The organism is Streptomyces rubellomurinus, assembly GCF_000961885.1.
Classification (GTDB): Bacteria; Actinomycetota; Actinomycetes; order Streptomycetales; family Streptomycetaceae; genus Kitasatospora; species Kitasatospora rubellomurina.
Genome location: NZ_JZKH01000029.1, coordinates 44,446 through 63,015 on the forward strand (window position 1 = coordinate 44,446; position 18,570 = coordinate 63,015).

Sequence of the window (18,570 nt, forward strand, 5' to 3'; positions counted from 1 at the left end):
CCGGTGTTGGAGGCCTGTTGGGCTCCGGGCCATGTTCCCGCAGGCAGGACGCAGGACCAGGAACGAAGGTAAGAGGCATGACCACACTGCTGGACGGCTACCGCGAGCACATCGTCGCCGCGCACAAACAGCCGCTGTTCCTGCTGCTGGTCGGCTTCATCACGTCCTTCGTCTTCATCCGGTTCAGCGTGCGGATGATCCGCGCCCAGGTCCGCTGGTGGCCGGGCAACGTGACCCCCGGCGGCCTGCACATCCACCACATGGTGTTCGGCCTGGGCTTCCTGCTGCTCGGCGGCATCGGCGTGTTCGCCACCTACGGCGGGCACCCGTGGATCGACTGGTTCGGGCTGGCGTTCGGCATCGGCTGCGGCCTGGTGCTGGACGAGTTCGCGCTGATCCTGCACCTGGACGACGTGTACTGGAGCGAGCAGGGCCGCAAGTCGGTGGACGCGGTGATCTTCGGCATCCTGTTCACCGCCCTGCTGCTGGTCGGGTACGTGCCGCTCGGCGTGGTGCCCGGCGAGGAGACCAGGTGGGGGCTGGTCACGGTGATCTCGGTGAACGCGCTGGCCTCGGTGGTCACCCTGTTCAAGGGCAAGGTGTGGACGGGCCTGCTCGGCATCATGGTCCCCGGCCTGTCCTGGATCGGGGCGGTCCGGCTGGCCCGCCCGAGCAGCCCGTGGGCCCGCTGGCGGTACGCCGCGCGCCCCCGCCGCCGGGCGCGCGCGCTCCGGCGCGAACGCCTGCTGCACCGGCGCGCGTACCGGGCCCGCACCTGGCTTTTCGACCTGATCGCCGGCGCCCCCGACAAGGTCCCCGCCAACCACCCGGCGGCCCACCGGGTGGCCGAGCGGATGGCCGCCCGGGCCACCGCCCACCTCGACGCGCACGCCGCCCGGGCGCTGGCCCGCCGCCGCGCACGGCTCGCCGACCGCCGCTCGGCGGCCGCCACCGGGGCCGCCACCGGCGCCGCGCCCGCCCGCCCGGCCCCGGCCGAGGGGGCGGCGTACGGGGGTTCCGGCGGCGGTCCGGGCCGGTCCCGCCGGGCGCAGCAGCTCCGCCGGACCGTCCGGGCCGGGCGCAGCCGGACGTACGCCGTGCGTCCGACCGGGCTGGAGCGCCGGCCCGAGCGACACCCCCATCTGCGGACGCGAACCCGCCGGACGCGTCGGTAGTTCGTATACCCTGGGCGCCCGGCCGGAGTTGAGCCCTGGTCGGATCATCCGATGGTCACCCGGCCGGCCGAGCGCGTTCGAGGTGTGAAACGCGTCCGAATTGAGAACATGAGCGTCGTGTGACCGTTCTGTCACGTGATGGGATGATTCGTCGGATCCCCCGCTCCGCCGCTCGCCACCGCCGCTCCCGCCGCCCCCAGCGGCTCCCGGCCGTTGCCCGCCGCGGTCCGCAGCCGTCCCCGCGCACGTGACCCGTGAGAAGGGATGTCGCGTGGCGCGCAGGCTCCTGCCGACCCTCCTGTTGTCCCTCACCGGGCTGCTCGGGCTGCTGCCCGCCGCCCAGGCCGCCCCGGCGGACCCCGAACCGGCGGCCGGCCCGGCCCGGGGCGAGACCCCGTACCCGAGCACCGACGACATCGACCGCGCCCGTGCCCGGGCCGACGGCAAGGCCGCCTCGGTCACCGCCCTGGAGGCCGCGCTCACCAGTGCCCGGGCCGACCTCGACCGGGCCGGCCGGAGCGCCGAACAGGCCGTCGAGGCCTACAACGGCGCCCAGCTCGCCCTCACCCGGGCCCGCACCGAGGAGACCGCCGCCGCCGGCCGCGCCGCCACCGCCGAAGCCGCCCGCGCGGCGGCCGTCGAGGACGCCGCGCAGCTCGCCGCCGAGACGTACCGCCAGGGCGGCGGCGCCGAACTCTCCGCGATCAACGCCCTGCTCGCCGCCCGCGGCCCGCGCGAGGCGGGCGACCGGGCCGCCGTCATCAGCGTGGTCAGCCGGCGCACCCGGCAGATCCTGGACGCCGCCACCGACACCGCCGCCGAGGCCGCCCGCGCCTCCGCCGCCGCCCGGGCCGCCACCGGGGCCGCCGAACGGGCCGCCACCGAGGTCGGCGCCGCGAAGGCCCGGGCGGAGCAGCGCCTCGCGGCGCAGCGGACCGAGGTCGCCGCGGCCGACCGGCGCCGCGAACAGCTGCTCGCCGAACTCGCCGCCGCCCGCGACACCACCGTGGAGCTCGAACGCCGCCGCCGCGAGGCCCTGGAGGAGATCGCCGCCCGTGAGGCCGCGGCCGCCGCCCGGGCCGCCGCCGAGCAGGCCGCCCGCGAGGCGGAGGCCGCCGCGGCCGCCCGGCCCGCTGCCCAGCCGCCGCCCGCCCGTCCGTGGTCCGCGGAGGGCGCGGCCGCCGCCGTCGCCTTCGCCAAGTCCAAGATCGGCCTGCCCTACGTCTGGGGCGGCGAGGGCCCGGCCGGGTACGACTGCTCGGGCCTGACCATGATGGCCTGGCGCACCGGCGGCAAACAGCTCAACCACTTCGCCGCCGACCAGTACGCCCAGTCCACTCCGGTCACCTACCGCCAGCTCCGCCCCGGCGACCTGGTCTTCTGGACCGAGACCGGCCGCGCCGCCGACATCCACCACGTCGGTCTCTACATCGGCGACGACCAGATGGTCGAGGCCCCGCGCGCCGGCATGCCGATCAAGCAGGCCAGCCTCTGGATCATGGGGACCCCGGACTACTACGCCCGGCCCTGAGGTCCGGCCGGGGCCGGTCCCCGGTGCTACCGCTCGAACAGCGCCTCGAAGGGGGCGAGCGGGACGACGCCGCGGGCGGCGGCGGCGAGCGCGGGGTCGAGGGTGACCAGGGCGTCGGCCTGCAGCCGGGTCAGCGCGAGGTACTCGGCGCCGAGGGTGTCCGGCGCGTCCAGCCGCTCCGCGATCCGCCAGGCGGTGGACTGCAGCACCCGGTCGCCGAGCAGCCGCACGCGCAGCGCCCGCACCCGGACGAGGGCCTGCTCGGCGTCCCCCGCGGTCAGCTCGCCCCGGCGGACGGCGCCGTAGAGCAGCGCCAGCAGCTGCGAGCGCAGCAGCGTCGGGGCCAGCAGCTGTCGCCCGTCCGGGAGCGGCGTGCCGTCCCGGACGAGCCGCAGGGCCACCTCCGGGGTGATCACGTACTTCGCCACGGGCCTCGGGCCTCCTCGGTGCGCGGGACTTCGCGCACCAGTGAACCCCAGGGGGCGGGTCCTACGGCCGCAGCGCGTCCAGGTCCTCCTCCAGCTGCCGGATCCGGCGCACCGCCCGGGCGTACAGCCAGCAGACCGTCACCAGGGCGGTGATCAGGCCGGTCCGGATGACGACGGAGTTCTGCCGGGCGCAGTCGTCGTGGTAGCCGTTCCGGCCGCAGGTGTCGACGAAGGCGAGGTAGCACGTCCAGAGCCAGCCGGCCGAGACGACCAGCCACACGGCGGCGGCGCCGGCCCGGCTCGCCGTGGCGCTCCTGCGCCGCGCCCGGGCGTCCTTCTCCGCCAGCAGTTCCGCGACTCCCATGGTTCCCCCGCTGTCCGCCGATCGACGATCATGACCGCCGTAGGCTACTCGCCCGCCGCCGCCTCGACGGCCGCCCGGCGGTCGCGCAGGGTGATCCCGAAGTGGATCCAGGCACCGGCCAGCGGGAGCGTCAGCACGGTGACGGTCACCGCGTCGCGGGTGCGGCCGGCCACGTCCTGGTCGCAGGCCTCCCGCTGCCAGCGCAGGTCCGGCTTCTCGTACAGGGCCGGGGAGCCGCAGTCGACCTCGTCCCCGAGCGCGGAGGCGTGGGCCGGGACGAACAGCAGCCCGACCGCCCAGAGCCACCCGCCGACCGCCAGCGCGGCCAGGGCCCGTACCAGGTTGCGCCGGTGGTAGTAGGCCTCCAGGCGCTGGGCGTGCTGGTAGTTGTAGATGTCGTCGCCGTCCATGGCTCCCCCCGGAGACCGTTCACCGCCGTTCACCGCTCGACCGGGCCGAGCCTGCCAGACCGGCGCGCGGGCGCGCCAGGGTTTGTCGGTGGCGGCGGCTAGCGTGGTCCGTTCCGATCGATGGCGAGGAGGGCGCGGTGCGACTGCGGAATGTCGAGGCGGGGGACGTGGAGGTGTATGTCCGGATGCGGTGCGACGCGGAGATGATGGCCGAGTTGGGCGGTCCGCTCCCGAGGGAGGCGGTCGAGGCGCGGCTGCGCAAGGACGTCGAGGGCGTCGCGCGGGACACCCTCTGGGCGCGGATGATCGTCGACGACGACGGGCGGACGGCCGGCGGGGTCGTGCTGTGGTCCGCGACGGAGGACGGCGTCACCGTCTCCGAGATCGGCTGGGCGGTGCTGCCCGAGTTCCAGGGGAAGGGCCTGGCCAAGGCGGCCGTGCGGCAGCTGCTCGACGAGGCCGCCCGGGACGGCCGGTGGGGCGAGATCGAGGCCAACCCCGGCGTCACCAACGGTCCGTCCAACGGGATCTGTCGGTCCCTCGGCTTCCGGCTGGTCGGCGAGCGGGACCTGGACTTCGCCGACCGGTGGCTGCGGACCAACCGCTGGATGGTCGTGGCCGGGGAGCACACCGGGGCGAGCGCCGAGTAGCCGGCCCGGCGCGACGCCCACGAAATAAATCGGGTGCCCCGCCCATGGAGTCGCCCTACGGTGAGGCTCCATGGGCAACAGCATTGACGGGACGACCGTGGACGTCGTGAACGGGCTCACGGTCCGGGCGGTCGCCGAGGACGAAGTGGCAGCCTGGGAGCGGGCGTTGTTCCTGGGCTTCCACCGTCCGCACGCGCCGAGCGCGACCGAGCTGCGCCGCGCGGACTGGCGGCCGGGCCGCTGGCTGGCCGGCCTCGACGGCGAGCGGATGGTCGCCACCTTCCGCGGCTTCGACACGGAGCTGACCGTGCCGGGCGGCGCCACCGTCACGGCCGACGCGATCACCAACGTGTCCGTCCTCTCCACCCACCGCCGCCGCGGCCTGCTCGGCACCATGATGCGCCGGGAGTTGGCCGCCGCCGCCGAGCGCGGTTCGGCGGTCGCCATCCTGATCGCCGCCGAGTACCGCATCTACGGCCGGTACGGCTTCGGCCCGGCCACCCTCGGCCACGGCTGGAACATCGACCTGCAGCGCGCGCAGGGCCTGCGGGACGACCTGCCGACCGCCCCCGGCGGCCGGGTCGACTTCGTCACCATGGCGGAACTGGCCACGATCGGCCCGGAGTTGCACGACCGCTGGCGGCTCCTCCAGCCCGGTGCGATCACCCGCTCCGAGCAGTGGTGGAAGCGCCGCACCGGCGCGGTGGTGGACCCGGCCGAGGGCTTCTCGGAGCCCTTCGCGGCCGTCCACCGGGACGCCGAGGGCACCGTCACCGGCCTGGTGACCTACCGCGTCACCGACAGCTGGGACGGCAGCTACCCGAACTGCACGCTCAACGTCACCGATTTCCTCGCGCTCGACCTGGCGGCGGCCGCCGCGCTGTGGCGCCTGGTCCTCTCCGTCGACTGGGTGCGCAAGGTCTCGGTGTCCAACCTCGGCCCGGACGACCCGCTGCCGCTGCTGCTCAACGACCCGCGGGGGGCCACCCCGCACGCGGCCAACTCCGACTTCACCTGGGTCCGGGTGCTGGACGTCGAGGCGGCCTTCAACGCCCGGACGTACGGCCCTCCCGGCCGGGTGGTGCTGGCGGTCGAGGACCGGCTCGGCTACGCCGCGGGCCGGTGGGCGATCGAGGTGGGGGAGGGCGGCGTCGGCCGCTGCACCCGCACCACCGACGAGGCCGATCTCGCCCTGGGAGCGAGCGAGTTGGGCTCGTTCCACCTCGGGTCCGAGACGGCCGCGCGGCTGGTCGCGGCCGGTCTGGTGACGGAGCTGCGCCCGGGCGCGGCGGCCGCCGCCGACCTGCTGCTGCGCGCCCCGCTGCGGGCCTGGACTCCGGACATCTTCTGATCCGGCGCACCCTTCGGGGGCCTTTGGGCCTCCGAGAGCTTCGGGACCTTCGGGACCTTCGAGACCGGATCGCCGGGTGGGCGGTCCGGTCTCCGGCCTGTCCGAGTCGCGTGCGGAGCGGGCTACTTGACGGCCGTCCGGCCGATGGTCGGCAGGATGAAGTCCTGGATGAGCCCCTTGGCGTCGCGCACGATCGGCCGGAACACCCGGTAGCGCGACAGGTTGATCACCCGGGCCGACATCGGCGTGGAGCGCCGGACGAACTCCCTGGTCCGCTCGGTGTCCGGGGTGCGGTCGAAGACCCAGTACAGCACCACGATCATCAGGTAGAGCCAGAGCACGTCGGGCAGCAGCTCGACCAGTTCGGCGTCCAGCTTCGGCGCCAGCTCGGAGCCCACCAGGACCTCGCGGAACAGCTCGACCGCGGTGGCCCGGGCCGGGTGGGACTCGTTCGAGAACGGGCTCAGCGAGCTGGTCGGGTCGGCGGCGGTGCGGAAGAACTGCGCGGAGAACTCGTGGTACGGCGCCGCGGTGTCGAGCCAGGAGGTCAGCGCGATCTCCAGCCGTTCGGTGAAGTCCCGGGTGTGCGCCATCCGGCGCCGGGCCTCGGCGGCGTGGTCGTGGGTCATCCGGTCGTAGAACCCCTGGATCAGGAACTCTTTCGCGGAGAAGTAGTAGTAGGCGTTGCCGACCGAGACGCCCGCCTCGGCGGCGATCGCGCGCATGGTGGTCTTCTCGTAGCCCCGCTCCTGGAACAGCCGCATGGCCGTCTCCAGGATCAGTGCCCTGGTCGCCTCGCTCTTGTCGGTCTTCGGCTGCGCCCGGCCGCCGGGCAGCGCGCCGGTCTCCGTGGCGGGCAGCGGCTCGCGCTCCGCGCGGGGGGCCGCCGGGGTGTCGGCGGGCCCGTGCTCGCCGTCCGTTCGGTTCGTCGCTGCCAGGTCGTCCACGGGGACGAGCCTAACCGGAGCCGGGGCCCTGGTGGTTGTCGGTGCGTGCGGCACCGGATGCCCCCTCCGCATCCGGTGCCGCACCCACCGCCCCCTGGTGTGGAACACGTCCGGAAGTTCGGTGACAGCACTCTAGGGGCATTACTTGAACGCGTTCAACTCCAATCCGTAGGAGTATCGTCACATGATCAGTTCTAAGAGTGGGCCGGCCGGGTCGGTCGTCGTCCGGAGCGGCGGCCCGGCGGACGCGCGCGCTGTCGCCGAGCTGCACGCGCTCAGCTGGCGGACCGCCTACCGGGACTTCGTCCCCGCCGCGGCGCTCGGCGACGGGCTGGCCGAGGAGCGCGGCGAGCTGTGGGAGCTGCGGCTGACCGCCGACTACGGCGGCCCGGAGTCGACCCCCGAGCTGTTGATCGCCGAACGCGACGGCGAGCCGGTCGGGTTCGCCTACCTCGTCCCGGAGCCGGACGGCCGGGTGCTGCTCGACAACCTGCACGTACGGCCCGGCCTCACCGGCGGCGGCATCGGCCGCGCCCTGCTCGCCGCGGCCCGCGCGCACCTCGCCGAGCGGCACCCGGCGGCCGAGCTGTACCTGGAGGTGCTGCGCGCCAACACCCGGGCGATCGCCTTCTACGAGCGCGAGGGCGGGGTGCGCGCCGGTGAACAGGACGGCGTCTTCCCCGGCGGCTTCGTGCTGCCGGAGTACGTCTACGCGTGGCCGCCGGTTCAGTCCGCGTCGTAGACCGTCACCGGCACCCCGCGCGCCACCAGCCGGGCCGTCACCAGTGGTTCGACCCGCTCCCAGCGGCCGCCGGCCAGCCCGCAGCCGATCCTCGGCATGTGGACGGAGGCGCCGAGGTCGAGCGCGTGGCCGGCCAGCGCCGCCAGCGCGGCGTCGATCGCCTCGTACCGCACCGGCACCCCGGTGGAGCGGCCGGTCCGGATGCCGCGCTGGCCCACCAGGTTGGCCACCCAGACGTACTCCGCGACCCGCACCAGCTGCACCGCGCCCAGCCCGAAGTCGTTCCCCGCCCGCTCCCGGTGCCAGCGCCGGTACGCGGCCTCGGGCTCGGGCCAGCGCCTGGACAGGGCGAGGACGAAGCCCTTGCCCCACCCGCCCAGGTCGTTGCAGACGTGGGCGATCACCTTCACGCCCTTGCCCCGGGGCGCGGTGGCGTCGCCCCGGACGTAGCTGATCCCCGTGGTGTCCCCCGTCATGCCCGAACGTTAGACCGGGGCGCTGACAGCCGGCGCGGGATTTTCCCGCCGGTCGCCGTCCAGCAGGCGCCGCCGCCCGGCAAGCCCGATCAGCAGGGCGAGGGCGGCCGCGCCGGCGGGCAGGGCGTACCCGGTGCCCGGGGCGGTGTGCTCGGCCACCGCCCCGGCGAGCGCGGCGCCGGCCGAGATGCCGACCACGATGCCGGACACCGCCACCGCCATCCCCTCGTTCAACTGCCGCTGCGGCAGCAGGTCCTGGATCAGCGTCATCCCGGTGACCATGGTCGGCGCGGTGGCCGTGCCGGCCGCGAACAGTGCCGCCCCGAGCGGCACCAGCCCGACCCCGCCCAGCCCGGCGGCGAGCGGCAGCAGCAGCACCCCGGCCATCGCGGCCACCCCGGCGAGGAACCGCACGCCCGGTGCCCGGCGCGGCGTCAGCAGCCCGAACAGCAGCCCCGCCACGCAGGATCCGCCCGCGACCAGCCCCAGCAGCAGCCCGGCGGCGGGCTTGTGGCCGAGCGCGTCGGCGTAGGCGACGGTGGTGATCTCGGTGGAGCCGAAGATCATGCCGGTGGCCAGGAAGGTCAGCGCCAGCACCCGCAGCCCGGGCACCCGCAGCGGTGAACCGGCATGGGGCCCGGCGCCCTGGGGCCCGGCGCTCTCCGGCTCGGCGAGCGGCGGTTCGGTGCGCCGCTGGGCGGCGAACAGCAGGGCGCCGGTGGTGCCCAGGGCCCAGGCGGTGAGCAGCCCGGCCTCGGGGACGAAGGTCGTGCAGAGCAGCATCCCGAGCACCGGCCCGGACATGAAGCAGAGCTCGTCCAGGGACTGTTCGAGCGAGTTGGCCAGGTGCCGGGCGGCCGGGTCGTCCCGGTACAGGTGCGCCCAGCGGGCCCGGGCCATGCCGCCGAGGTTGGGCGCGGCGGCGCCGGCGGCCCAGCAGAGCGGCAGCGTCCAGTTCGGTGCGCCGAGCCGGACGCACAGCAGCAGCGCGGCGAGCGGCACGGAGACGTACAGCGCGGCCGGAACGGCGACGCGCGCTTGCCCGTAGCGGTCCACCAGCCGTCCGAACAGCGGCAGCCCGACCGCGCCGGTGACCAGCCCGGCCGCCGCGACGGTGCCGGCCAGCGCGTACGAGCCGCGCCGCTCGGTGAGCAGCATGACCAGCGAGACGCCGCTCATCGACATCGCGAGCCGGCCGAGCAGACCGGCCAGGGTGAAGGCGACGGTGCCGGGGGCGGCGAACAGGCGGCGGTAGGAGGGGAGGAGGGCGCGCGGGGGCATGGGGCTCCTGGGCGGGGGAGGGGTGGGGATGCCCGTCAGCTTCGCGGGGGCGGCGGCCCGCGGTCCAACACCTGTTCCGCCGCATTCACAACAGGGTGTTGTCGATCGGTTCCGGGACCCGCTTCCGGATCCGCTCCGGGACCCGCTTCCGGATCCGCTCCGGGATCCGTTCCCGGATCCGCTCCGGTCGCCCATGATCCCTTCGGGGCGGCCCGGTTGTTAGTCTGCCGCCCATGCCCCGTGACCTGCACCCCCGTCTGCTGCGCGGCTTCGTCGCGACCGCCGAGACCCTGCACTTCGGCCGGGCGGCCGCGGGGCTGCACGTCGCGCAGCAGGCGCTCAGCCGCGACATCCGGGCGCTGGAGGGGCTGCTCGGCGACGCGCTGTTCAGCCGCACCACCCGCAGCGTCGAACTCACCCCGGCCGGGCGGCGGTTGCTGCCCCAGGCGCGTCGGCTGCTGGCGCTGCACGACGAGATCCTGGCCGGGGCGGCGGCCACCGCCCGGCCCCTGCTGCTCGACCTCAACAGCGACGTCGACGGCCCGGACCTGACCGCCGACCGGGTGCTCGAACGGGCCCGCGCCGCCTGGCCGGAGGGCGAGCTGCTGGCCCGCTTCCACGGCGGGCTGGCGGCCGCGGCCGCCGAGCTGCTGGCGCACCGGCTGGATGCCTCGTTCGGCCGCTTCGCCGGGCTGCCCGCCGAGGTGCGCGACCAACTCGCCCAGCTGCCGGTGCGGTTGGAGCGGATGTCGGTGATGATGGCGGCCACCCACCCGCTCGCCGACCGGTCCGCGCTGCGGCTCGCCGACCTCGCGGGGCACCCGGTCGACGTCTGCGCGGGCAACCCGGCCACCACCGAGTGGGCCGACCTCGGCACCCGGCTGCTGCGCGAGCACGGACTGACGGCGGCAGCCCCGTACGTGCCGCCGGTGGGAGTGGACGAGACCGCCCGCTACCTGGCCCGGCACGGCGACCCGATGCTGACCACGGTCGGCGGCCCGCGCATCCCGGGCGCGGTGAACGTGCCGCTGGTGGAGCCGGTGCCGCTGAGCCTGGTCAGCCTGGTGCACCGGCCCGGTGAGCGCCACCCGGGACTGCGGGCGCTGGCCGGCGCGGCCGCCGGGCTCGGGGCGGCCGAGGGCTGGTTGCGGCGCCCGCCGGGCAGCTGGCTGCCCGCGCCGGACGCGGCGCTGCTCGGCTGAGCGCGCGGCCCTCGGGGCATGCGCCTGAAGCATGCGCCGGAAGCAAGCGCCTGAAGCGGGCGGCGCCTTCGGGGCGGCGCCGGAAGCAGGACACCGCCCCTGCCGTCGGGGACCGGCAGGGACGGTGCGATCAGGGGGCGGCGGGGTCAGGCGGCGGCCTTGACGGCGGAGATGTCGAAGCTGAGCTTGACCTTCTCGCCGATCAGCACGCCGCCGGTCTCCAGGGCCGCGTTGTAGGTCAGGCCGAACTCGGTGCGGTCGACGACGGCCGTGCCCTCGAAGCCGACCCGCTCGGCGCCGTACGCGTCGGTGGCGCTGCCGGTGTACTCCAGGTCGAGGACGACCGGGCGGGTGGCGTCCTTGATGGTCAGGTCGCCGTGCATCCGGTAGGTGTCGCCGTTCAGCCGCTCGACGGAGGTGCTGCGGAAGCGGATCTCCGGGTAGCTGTCGGCGGCGAAGAAGTCGCCGGTGCGCAGGTGCTCGTCGCGCTGGGCCTGGTTGGTGTCGATGCTGGCGACCTTGATCACCAGCTCCGCCGAGGAGTTGGCCGGGGCGGCGCCGTCCAGGTGCAGCTTGCCGTCGTACTCGGTGAAGCGGCCCTTGACGTTGGTGACCATCGCGTGGCGGACCGAGAAGCCGACCTCGCTGTGCATGGTGTCGATCGCCCAGTCGCCGCTCAGGTGGGAGAGGTCCGGGCCGGCCGGGGTCTGGACGGCGGTGACGGTGGTGGTGGCGGCGGTCTTGCTGCGGTTGAACAGGCCCATGGCTCCTCCTCGGGTCCGAAGCCATTTGTTTAGGCTTCAACTTGTTGACTCCACTGTAGACCCGTCTCGTTCAAGTTTCAACCACTACGTCCGGAAGAGTGTCGGACCACCCGGTTAGGCTGCGAAAAGCCCCGCCGTCCGTCCCTGGGAGTCCCGATGTTCGTCCTGCACGCGCTGTGGCGGGCGGACGACCGGCTGGCGCTCTGGGCCGAGGACGCCCGCGGCTACCCCCGCGCCCTGACCGGCGCCGCCCCCCGGGCCGACCGGCCCGCCCCGCACGCCCACCCGTACGCCTGCCCGGCCGGCGAGCTGGCCACCGTGCTCGGCGGCATCGGCCCCGGCCTCGGCTGGCTCGCCGCGCAGGCCCCCGAACGCTGGGCGGGCCTGCTGCTGCCCACGGTCGGCGCGCTGCCCGCCCCCTCGCCCGACCTGCCGGTCACCCCGCCGCGCGGCGGCGCCGTGCTCACCCCCTGGCGGGTGCCCGCCCTGCTCTTCGAGCCCGGGGCGGCCGCCCAGCTGCTCGGCGAGATCTTCGACCCGCACTGGGCCGTCACCGACGCCGACCTGCCCGGCACCGGCCGGGTCGAGGTCGTCCGCGGCCCCGCGCTGCGCTGGCTCACCGGCGTGCACGACCTCGCCTGGCGGGCGGTCGGGCACGGGCGGGTGCTGCCGTGGGTCGTCCCCGGCGACGGCGCGGCCGGCGCGGGCGGCGACGGCCCGCAGGCCCGGTGGCGCCCCGACCTCGACCCGGCCGGTCTCCGCGAGGCCGCCGCGCTGGCGGCGGGCTGCCCGCCCGTCCTGCTGGGGGAGTGGCCCGCCCGCCCCGCCCCCACCGGCGAGGCGCTGCTGGCGGAGGCGCTCGGCGCCCTGGTGGACGCCGAGGCCCGCGCGGCCCTGGCCGGGGCGCCCTTCCCGGCCGGCGCCACCACCCCCGAGCGCTGGCTGCACGCCCTCACCGGCCCCGTCGCCGAGGTCGCCGCCCCGCCCGAGGACGTCGCCGAACTGCGCGACCGGCTCGCCGCCTGGTACGCCGCCGCCGAACCCGCCGAGCCGGCGCTGCGGCTCTGCTTCCGCCTGGTCGAACCGCTCGGCCCCGACGCGGACGACCCCGAGGGCCACCCCTCCGACGACGCCTGGCGGCTGGAGTTCCTGCTCCAGGCCGTCGACGAGCCCTCCCTGCTGGTCCGCGCCGCCGACCTGCACGAGGGCGGCGCCGCCCGGGCCGCGCTCACCCGCGCGGCCGCCCGACCCGGGGGTCAGGAGGTCGACCCGGCCGACGTCCTGGTCGCCGAACTCGCCCGCGCCGCCCACCGCTGGCCCGCCCTGGACGCGCTGCGCCACCGCTCCCGCCCGTCCGCCCTGCCGCTCGACCGGGCCGGCGCGCTGGACTTCCTGCGCACCGCCGCCCCCGCCCTCGCCGAGGCCGGCTTCGGGGTGCTGCTGCCCGCCTGGTGGCGCCGCCGCCCCCGGCTCGGCCTGGCCCTGCGCGCCGCCGCCCCGCCCGCGCCGGGCTCGCTCGCCGTCAGCAGTCAGGTCGACCACGACGCCGTGGTCGCCTTCCGCTGGCAGGCCGCGCTGGGCCCGGACGGCGCCCCGCTCACCGAGCGGGAACTGGCCGAACTCGCCGCCGCCAAACAGGAGCTGGTGCGCGTCCGGGGCACCTGGCTGGAGGCCGACCCGGCCCAGATCGCCGCCGCGCTGGCCTTCCTCGCCGAGCAGCGCGACGGTGTGCTGCCCGCCGCCGACCTGCTGCGGCTCGCCCTCGACCCGGAGGCGACCGTCGCCGGGCTGCCGGTCACCTCCGTCCGGGTGGACGGCCCGCTCGGCGACCTGCTCGCCGGCCGTGCCGACGTCCCGGCCGGGCCTGAACGCGCCGACCCCCCACCGGACTTCCGGGCCGAGCTGCGTCCGTACCAGCGGCGCGGACTGGCCTGGCTGCGGACCATGTCCGACCTCGGGCTCGGCGCCGTCCTGGCCGACGACATGGGCCTCGGCAAGACCGTCCAGACCCTCGCCCTGCTGGCCGCGGAGAAGGCCGGGGGCGCCACCGGCCCGACCCTGCTGGTCTGTCCGATGTCGCTGGTCGGCAACTGGCAGCGCGAGGCGGAGCGCTTCGCCCCCGGCCTGCGCCGGTACGTCCACCACGGCTCGGGCCGCCTCGGCCCCGACCGGCTCGCCGCCGCCGTCGAGGGTGTGGACCTGGTCGTCACCACCTACGGGCTGGTCCAGCGCGATCTCGCCGCGCTGCGCACGATCCGCTGGCGCCGGATCGTCGCCGACGAGGCGCAGCACGTCAAGAACGCCGGTACCGCGCAGGCGCGGGCGATCCGCGCGCTGCCCGTCGCCCGGCACCGGATCGCCCTGACCGGCACCCCGGTGGAGAACCGGCTCTCCGAACTGCACGCCGTGCTGGACTTCGCCAACCCCGGCCTGCTCGGCCCGGCCGAGCGCTTCAAGGAGCGCTACGCGATTCCGGTCGAGCTGCACCGCAACCCCGAGCGCACTGCTGAACTCCGGCGCCGCACCGCCCCGTTCGTGCTACGCAGGCTCAAGTCCGACCCGGCGGTGGCGGCCGAGCTGCCCGCCAAGCAGGAGATGACCGTCTGGTGCAACCTCACCGCCGAACAGGCCGGCCTCTACCAGGCGGTGGTGGCCGACCTGCTGCGGCGGGTCGAGGGCATCCGGGGCGTGGAGCGGCGCGGCACGGTGCTCGCGGCGATCGGCAAGCTCAAGCAGGTCTGCAACCACCCGGCCCAACTCCTGCACGACGGCTCGCCGTTGGGCGAGCGTTCGGGCAAGGTCGCCCGGCTCGCCGAACTGCTGGAGGAGGCGCTGGCCGAGGGCGACCGGACGCTGGTCTTCACCCAGTACGCCGAGTTCGGCGCGATGCTCCGCCCGTACCTGGAGCGCCGGCTCGGCGAGGAGGTGCTGTACCTGCACGGCGGTGTCCCGCGCGCCCGCCGCGAGGAACTGGTCGAGCGCTTCCAATCGCCGGACGGGCCAAGGGTGTTCCTGCTCTCGCTGCGGGCCGGCGGCACCGGTCTCAACCTGACCGCCGCCAACCAGGTGATCCACCTGGACCGTTGGTGGAACCCGGCGGTCGAGCAGCAGGCCACCGACCGCGCGTTCCGGATCGGCCAGCGCCGGGACGTCCAGGTCCGCCGACTGGTCTGCGTCGGTACCGTCGAGGAGCGGATCGACGAACTCCTGTCCGCCAAGCGCTCGTTGGCCGAAGCCGTGGTGGCGGAGGGGGAGCACCGGCTCACCGAACTGCCGCTCGACGAGCTGCGCGAACTGATCACCCTGACCCGCGAGGACGCCGTCGCCGAGGAGGACGCGTGAGCGAGCGCAGCGAGCCCGATGCCCCCATGGTCAACGTCGCCGCCTACTGGCGCGGCGACTTCACCCTGCGCCCGGAAGGCCGCGCCGAGGACGAGCCGGACGCGGACGCCCCCTCGCTCGCCCGCCTCGGCCGCTCCGGCATCACCGCGCACGGCCGCGACCTGGCCGCGCTGCTCGCCCCCGCCTACGACGCGTTCCTCGGCTGAAGGCCGCCTGCCCGCCCGCGCCCGCCCGTGCCCGCCCGCCCGCGCCCGCCCGTGCCCGCCCGTGCCCGCCCGCCCGCTACCGTGCGGTAGCGTCCCGACCGTGACCGACACCACCGACGCCCGTCTGGCCGACTTCGAGCAGCACCGGCGCACGGTCTTCGGCATCGCCTACCGGATGCTCGGCAGCGTCGCGGACGCGGAGGACCTGGTCCAGGACACCTGGCTGCGCTGGAGCGCCGTGACCGGCCCGGTGGCGAGCCCCGGCGGCTACCTGGCCCGGACGGTCACCAACCTCGCCCTCAACCGGCTGTCCTCCGCCGCCGTCCGCCGCGAGTCCTACGTCGGCCCGTGGTTGCCCGAGCCGCTGGTCACCGAACCGGACGCGACCGAGGGCGTCGAGCGCGCCGAGTCCGTCTCCGTCGCCCTGCTGGTGGTGCTGGAGAGCCTGTCCCCGCTGGAGCGGGCGGTGTTCGTGCTCAAGGAGGCCTTCGGCTTCTCCTACCCGGAGATCGCCGAGGCGCTGGACCGCACCGAGGCCGCCTGCCGCCAGGTCGGCAGCCGGGCCAGGGCGCAGGTGCGGGCCCGCCGGCCGCGCTACGACGCCCCGCCGGAGCTGCGCCGCCGGGCCACCGAGGAGTTCCTGGCGGCCTGCGTCGGCGGCGACCTCAACCGGATGCTCGACCTGCTCGCCCCCGAGGTCACCACCTGGAGCGACGGCGGAGGTGTCGTCCGCGCCGCGCTGCGGCCGGTCACCGGCGCCGGGAACGTCGCCCGCTTCGTCCTCGGCGTGCTCGGACAGCTCGGCGAACGGGCCGCGGTCCGCCCGGTCCTGGTCAACGGCGAGCCCGGCCTGCTGGTCACCGTGGACGGCGCGGTCGACTCCGTCTCCGTGCTCGACTTCGCCGAGGGGCCGGACGGCGGCCCGCTGGTCTCCGCGATCCGCGCCGTCCGCAACCCGCACAAGCTCGCGCACCTCGCCCACCTCGCGCACCTCGCCCACCTCGCGCACCGCGCCGACCGGGCTTGACTCTCGACCAGGTCGAGCCCGCAGAGTCACCGCATGGAGAGCGAGCTGCACAGCATCGGCGCCCTGTCCCGCGCGAGCGGCCTGGGCGTCGGCACCCTGCGCTACTACGACAGCGCCCAGGTGCTCGCGCCCGCCTGGGTCGACCCGCAGACCGGCTACCGCTGGTACCGGCCCGACCAGCTCGCCGACGCCCGCCTGCTGGCCCGGCTCCGCCGGGTCGGCCTGCCGCTGGCCGGCATCCGCGCGGTGCTCGGCGCCGCGCCCGGCAGCGGCGCGGGCCACCAGGTGCTCGACGCGCACCTGCGCCGCCTGGAGGACGGCCTCGCCGACGCCCGCCGCGAGCTCTCCCTGATCCGCACGATGATCGACCAGAGGGAGCAGCCGATGACCACCACGCCCGCAGGACTCCGCCTCGCCGTCCCCGCCGGGGAGCTGACCGCCGCCCTGGAGGCGGTCCGCTTCGCGGTCGGCAGCGACCCCGAGCAGCCCTCCCTCGCCGGGGTGCTGTTCGAGCCGGACGGCCCGGTGCTGCGACTGGTCGCCACCGACCGCTACCGGATGGCCTTCGCCGAGGTCCCGGCCACCGGGGCGCCCGAGCAGCCGACCGCGGGCACGATCGTCCCGACCCCGCTGGTGGACGCGCTGCGCGCGCTGCTCGCCGCCGGTCCGGCCGAGGCGGTGCTCACCCTCGGCGGCGGCCGGGTCCGGGCCGAGGCCGGCGGGCACCGGATCGAGGGCGCCGCCCTGGACTTCGACTACCCCGACCACCGGGCCGTCACCAGGCTCGAACCGCGGCACCGGATCACCCTCCCGGCGGACGAGCTGCGCACCGCCGTCGCCACCGGCGCCACCCGCACCCTCCCCTCCGGCCCGCACGGCGCCGACTGCGAGGTCAGCGTCCTCGTCCCCACCCCGGACGGCCGGCTCGCCGTCGCCGCCGGGCCGGCCGGCGGGCCCGGCATCGCCGTCAACCGCGACTACCTGCTCGACGCCCTCGCCGCCGGGCGCCCCGAGCAGCTGCTGCTCGAACTCGGCGGCCCGATCGCCCCGCTCGCCGTCCGCAGCCCCGGCCGGCCCGGCACCTTCTCCGTCCTGATGCCCGTCCGCCTCCCCGAGGCCTCCTGATCCGTTTGCTGGCGCTAGCGCCCTGCTTGCAAAAGCAAGCGGGGTGTTGCAGGCTGTCGGCATGGCCTCACTGAACGTCGGCTCGCTGGGCGAGTACATCCGGGAGCAGCGCCGGAACGCGCAGTACTCGCTGCGGCAGCTGGCGGAGGTCGCCGGCGTGTCCAACCCGTACCTCAGCCAGATCGAGCGAGGGTTGCGCAAGCCGAGCGCGGAGATCCTGCAGCAGATCGCCAAGGCGCTGCGGATCTCGGCGGAGACGCTGTACGTCCAGGCCGGGATCCTGGAGGAGCGGCGGGGCGAGGGCCACGAGCTGCGGGCCTCGATCCTGGCCGATCCGCTGATCAACGAGCGGCAGAAGCAGGCGCTGCTCGCGGTCTACGACGCCTTCCTGAAGGAGAACGCCGCCCCGGCCGCCTCCGACTCCGCCGCCGGCGCGACGACCGACGGCCCAGCCGCCCAGAACACCCACCGGGAGGACCGGTAACCATGCCGATCACGGACGAGATCAAGAAGACCCTCACCGACCCGACCCCGCTGTACGCCCTCGCCGGCGCCGGGGACCTGGCGTACGAGAAGCTGCGCGAGGTGCCGGGCCGGGTGGAGGCGCTGGCGTCGGACCCGAAGGGCGCCCAGGAGAAGGCGGCCGCCAGGTTCCAGGAGGCGCAGTCGCTGGTGGCCGGGGCGCAGGCCAAGGTCACCGAGGCGGTCACCGCCCTGCCGACCGACCTCAATGGGCTGCAGGAGCGCGCCCAGGGCTTCGCCCTGCAGCAGGTGGCCCGCGCGGTCGAGCTGGCGGTGAAGGCCCGGGAGGCGTACGACGAGCTGGCCGAGCGCGGCAAGGTCGCGGTGGAGAAGGCCCGTCCGGGCGCCGCGACCGAGGCCGCCGAGGCCACCGAGCCCGCCGTCGAGCCGGTGGAGATCGAGGCCGCCGAGCCCGTCGAGCCCGCCGAGGCCGGGCCGAAGAAGACCGGCCGCGCCCGGAAGGCCGCGGACGACCGCTAGGCGTGGCCGCCGGGCAGGCGTGGAAAGCCGCCGAACGGGGCACATCCGGTGACTGCGGGACGTTGAGAGCAGAGCGGACAGCCACCCGTGCCAGGATGGGCGGCCGGGCGCCGCAGCACGGACGACGGAGGAGACCACGGTGGGTGGAGTGTTCCAGATCTTGGCCCTGGACTACCTGAACCCGTTCTGGTGGGTGGCGGTGGCGATCCTCGGCTTCAAGCTGTTCGTCCTGCTCGACGCGGCCTCCCGCCGCGAGGACGCCTACCGGGCGGCGGACAAGAAGACCAAGCAGTTCTGGCTGGTGATCCTGGGGATCGCGTTCGGCCTGGACCTGCTGTTCGGGGCGATGCCGCTCTCCAGCTTCCTCACCCTCGCCGGGCTGGTCGCGGCGATCGTCTACATGGTGGACGTCCGCCCGGCGATCCGGGCGCTGACCGGCGGGAGCGGCGGCCGGAGCAACTCCGGCCCGTACGGCCCCTGGTGAGCGGCCGCTGAACGCGCCGTCCGCTGAACGCGCCGGCCACTGAACGCATCGGCCCGGTCGGGG

Annotated in this window: 20 protein-coding genes; 13 read left to right on the top strand and 7 right to left on the bottom strand. The window is 75.6% G+C overall.

What is annotated here, in order from left to right; genetic code table 11:
• Positions 1–77: 77 nt before the first annotated feature.
• On the top strand, positions 78–1,175 hold the full coding sequence (locus VM95_RS16170; RefSeq protein WP_208615467.1) for a hypothetical protein: 1,098 nt from the start codon (positions 78–80) through the stop codon (positions 1,173–1,175).
• A 271-nt stretch (positions 1,176–1,446) separates the two neighbouring features.
• Positions 1,447–2,706 (top strand): C40 family peptidase, encoded by a 1,260-nt coding sequence (locus tag VM95_RS45210; protein ID WP_052707399.1) that lies wholly within the window; start codon positions 1,447–1,449, stop codon positions 2,704–2,706.
• 26 nt (positions 2,707–2,732) lie between these two features.
• Here the strand turns inward: VM95_RS45210 and VM95_RS16180 are convergent, their stop codons facing one another.
• The 3 genes from VM95_RS16180 to VM95_RS16190 all read right to left on the bottom strand — a co-directional run bounded on the left by VM95_RS16180 (position 2,733) and on the right by VM95_RS16190 (position 3,908).
• Positions 2,733–3,134 (bottom strand): PIN domain-containing protein, encoded by a 402-nt coding sequence (locus VM95_RS16180; protein WP_045697191.1) that lies wholly within the window; start codon positions 3,132–3,134, stop codon positions 2,733–2,735.
• A 61-nt stretch (positions 3,135–3,195) separates the two neighbouring features.
• On the bottom strand, positions 3,196–3,498 hold the full coding sequence (locus tag VM95_RS16185) for a hypothetical protein (protein WP_045697193.1): 303 nt from the start codon (positions 3,496–3,498) through the stop codon (positions 3,196–3,198).
• 44 nt (positions 3,499–3,542) lie between these two features.
• Positions 3,543–3,908, bottom strand: a complete 366-nt coding sequence (locus tag VM95_RS16190; protein WP_045697195.1) for a hypothetical protein — start codon at positions 3,906–3,908, stop codon at positions 3,543–3,545.
• Between the two features lie 137 nt (positions 3,909–4,045).
• On the opposite strand from VM95_RS16190, the gene VM95_RS16195 reads away from it, so the two are divergent.
• Complete coding sequence (locus tag VM95_RS16195) at positions 4,046–4,558, top strand: GNAT family N-acetyltransferase (protein WP_045697197.1); 513 nt, start codon at positions 4,046–4,048, stop codon at positions 4,556–4,558.
• A 70-nt stretch (positions 4,559–4,628) separates the two neighbouring features.
• Positions 4,629–5,909: a GNAT family N-acetyltransferase gene (locus VM95_RS16200; RefSeq protein ID WP_045697199.1), complete on the top strand. Its 1,281-nt coding sequence runs from the start codon at positions 4,629–4,631 to the stop codon at positions 5,907–5,909.
• Between the two features lie 122 nt (positions 5,910–6,031).
• On the opposite strand, the gene VM95_RS16205 is transcribed toward VM95_RS16200, so the two are convergent.
• Entirely contained in the window at positions 6,032–6,856 is an 825-nt protein-coding gene (locus VM95_RS16205; protein WP_244178799.1) for a TetR/AcrR family transcriptional regulator, read from the bottom strand.
• A gap of 184 nt (positions 6,857–7,040) precedes the next feature.
• Here VM95_RS16205 and VM95_RS16210 point away from each other — a divergent pair, with 184 nt between their 5' ends.
• Complete coding sequence (locus VM95_RS16210) at positions 7,041–7,598, top strand: GNAT family N-acetyltransferase (RefSeq protein ID WP_045697201.1); 558 nt, start codon at positions 7,041–7,043, stop codon at positions 7,596–7,598.
• Here VM95_RS16210 and VM95_RS16215 read toward each other — a convergent pair.
• On the bottom strand, positions 7,583–8,074 hold the full coding sequence (locus VM95_RS16215) for a macro domain-containing protein (protein ID WP_045697204.1): 492 nt from the start codon (positions 8,072–8,074) through the stop codon (positions 7,583–7,585). The genes VM95_RS16210 and VM95_RS16215 overlap by 16 nt on opposite strands.
• A gap of 9 nt (positions 8,075–8,083) precedes the next feature.
• The gene (locus tag VM95_RS16220; protein WP_045697206.1) at positions 8,084–9,355 is read right to left on the bottom strand and encodes an MFS transporter; all 1,272 of its coding nucleotides are present in this window, start codon (positions 9,353–9,355) and stop codon (positions 8,084–8,086) included.
• A 233-nt stretch (positions 9,356–9,588) separates the two neighbouring features.
• On the opposite strand from VM95_RS16220, the gene VM95_RS16225 reads away from it, so the two are divergent.
• Positions 9,589–10,557, top strand: a complete 969-nt coding sequence (locus VM95_RS16225) for a LysR family transcriptional regulator (protein ID WP_045697208.1) — start codon at positions 9,589–9,591, stop codon at positions 10,555–10,557.
• Positions 10,558–10,703: 146 nt separating this feature from the next.
• Here VM95_RS16225 and VM95_RS16230 read toward each other — a convergent pair whose 3' ends face one another.
• The gene (locus tag VM95_RS16230) at positions 10,704–11,321 is read right to left on the bottom strand and encodes a YceI family protein (RefSeq protein ID WP_045697210.1); all 618 of its coding nucleotides are present in this window, start codon (positions 11,319–11,321) and stop codon (positions 10,704–10,706) included.
• Between the two features lie 156 nt (positions 11,322–11,477).
• On the opposite strand from VM95_RS16230, the gene VM95_RS16235 reads away from it, so the two are divergent.
• From VM95_RS16235 to VM95_RS16265, 7 genes are all read left to right on the top strand, one after another.
• On the top strand, positions 11,478–14,663 hold the full coding sequence (locus VM95_RS16235; protein WP_045697212.1) for a DEAD/DEAH box helicase: 3,186 nt from the start codon (positions 11,478–11,480) through the stop codon (positions 14,661–14,663).
• On the top strand, positions 14,660–14,869 hold the full coding sequence (locus VM95_RS44415) for a hypothetical protein (RefSeq protein ID WP_045708746.1): 210 nt from the start codon (positions 14,660–14,662) through the stop codon (positions 14,867–14,869). The genes VM95_RS16235 and VM95_RS44415 overlap by 4 nt, the downstream gene beginning before the upstream one ends.
• A gap of 100 nt (positions 14,870–14,969) precedes the next feature.
• Complete coding sequence (locus VM95_RS16245) at positions 14,970–15,896, top strand: RNA polymerase sigma-70 factor (RefSeq protein ID WP_425265313.1); 927 nt, start codon at positions 14,970–14,972, stop codon at positions 15,894–15,896.
• Positions 15,897–15,929: 33 nt separating this feature from the next.
• Positions 15,930–17,021, top strand: a complete 1,092-nt coding sequence (locus tag VM95_RS16250; protein ID WP_045697216.1) for a DNA polymerase III subunit beta family protein — start codon at positions 15,930–15,932, stop codon at positions 17,019–17,021.
• A gap of 61 nt (positions 17,022–17,082) precedes the next feature.
• Positions 17,083–17,505 (top strand): helix-turn-helix domain-containing protein, encoded by a 423-nt coding sequence (locus tag VM95_RS16255; RefSeq protein ID WP_045697218.1) that lies wholly within the window; start codon positions 17,083–17,085, stop codon positions 17,503–17,505.
• 2 nt (positions 17,506–17,507) lie between these two features.
• Positions 17,508–18,023, top strand: coding sequence for a hypothetical protein (locus VM95_RS16260; protein ID WP_045697221.1), 516 nt, complete (start codon positions 17,508–17,510; stop codon positions 18,021–18,023).
• Between the two features lie 157 nt (positions 18,024–18,180).
• Complete coding sequence (locus VM95_RS16265) at positions 18,181–18,507, top strand: DUF2516 family protein (RefSeq protein ID WP_045697291.1); 327 nt, start codon at positions 18,181–18,183, stop codon at positions 18,505–18,507.
• Positions 18,508–18,570: the final 63 nt, after the last annotated feature.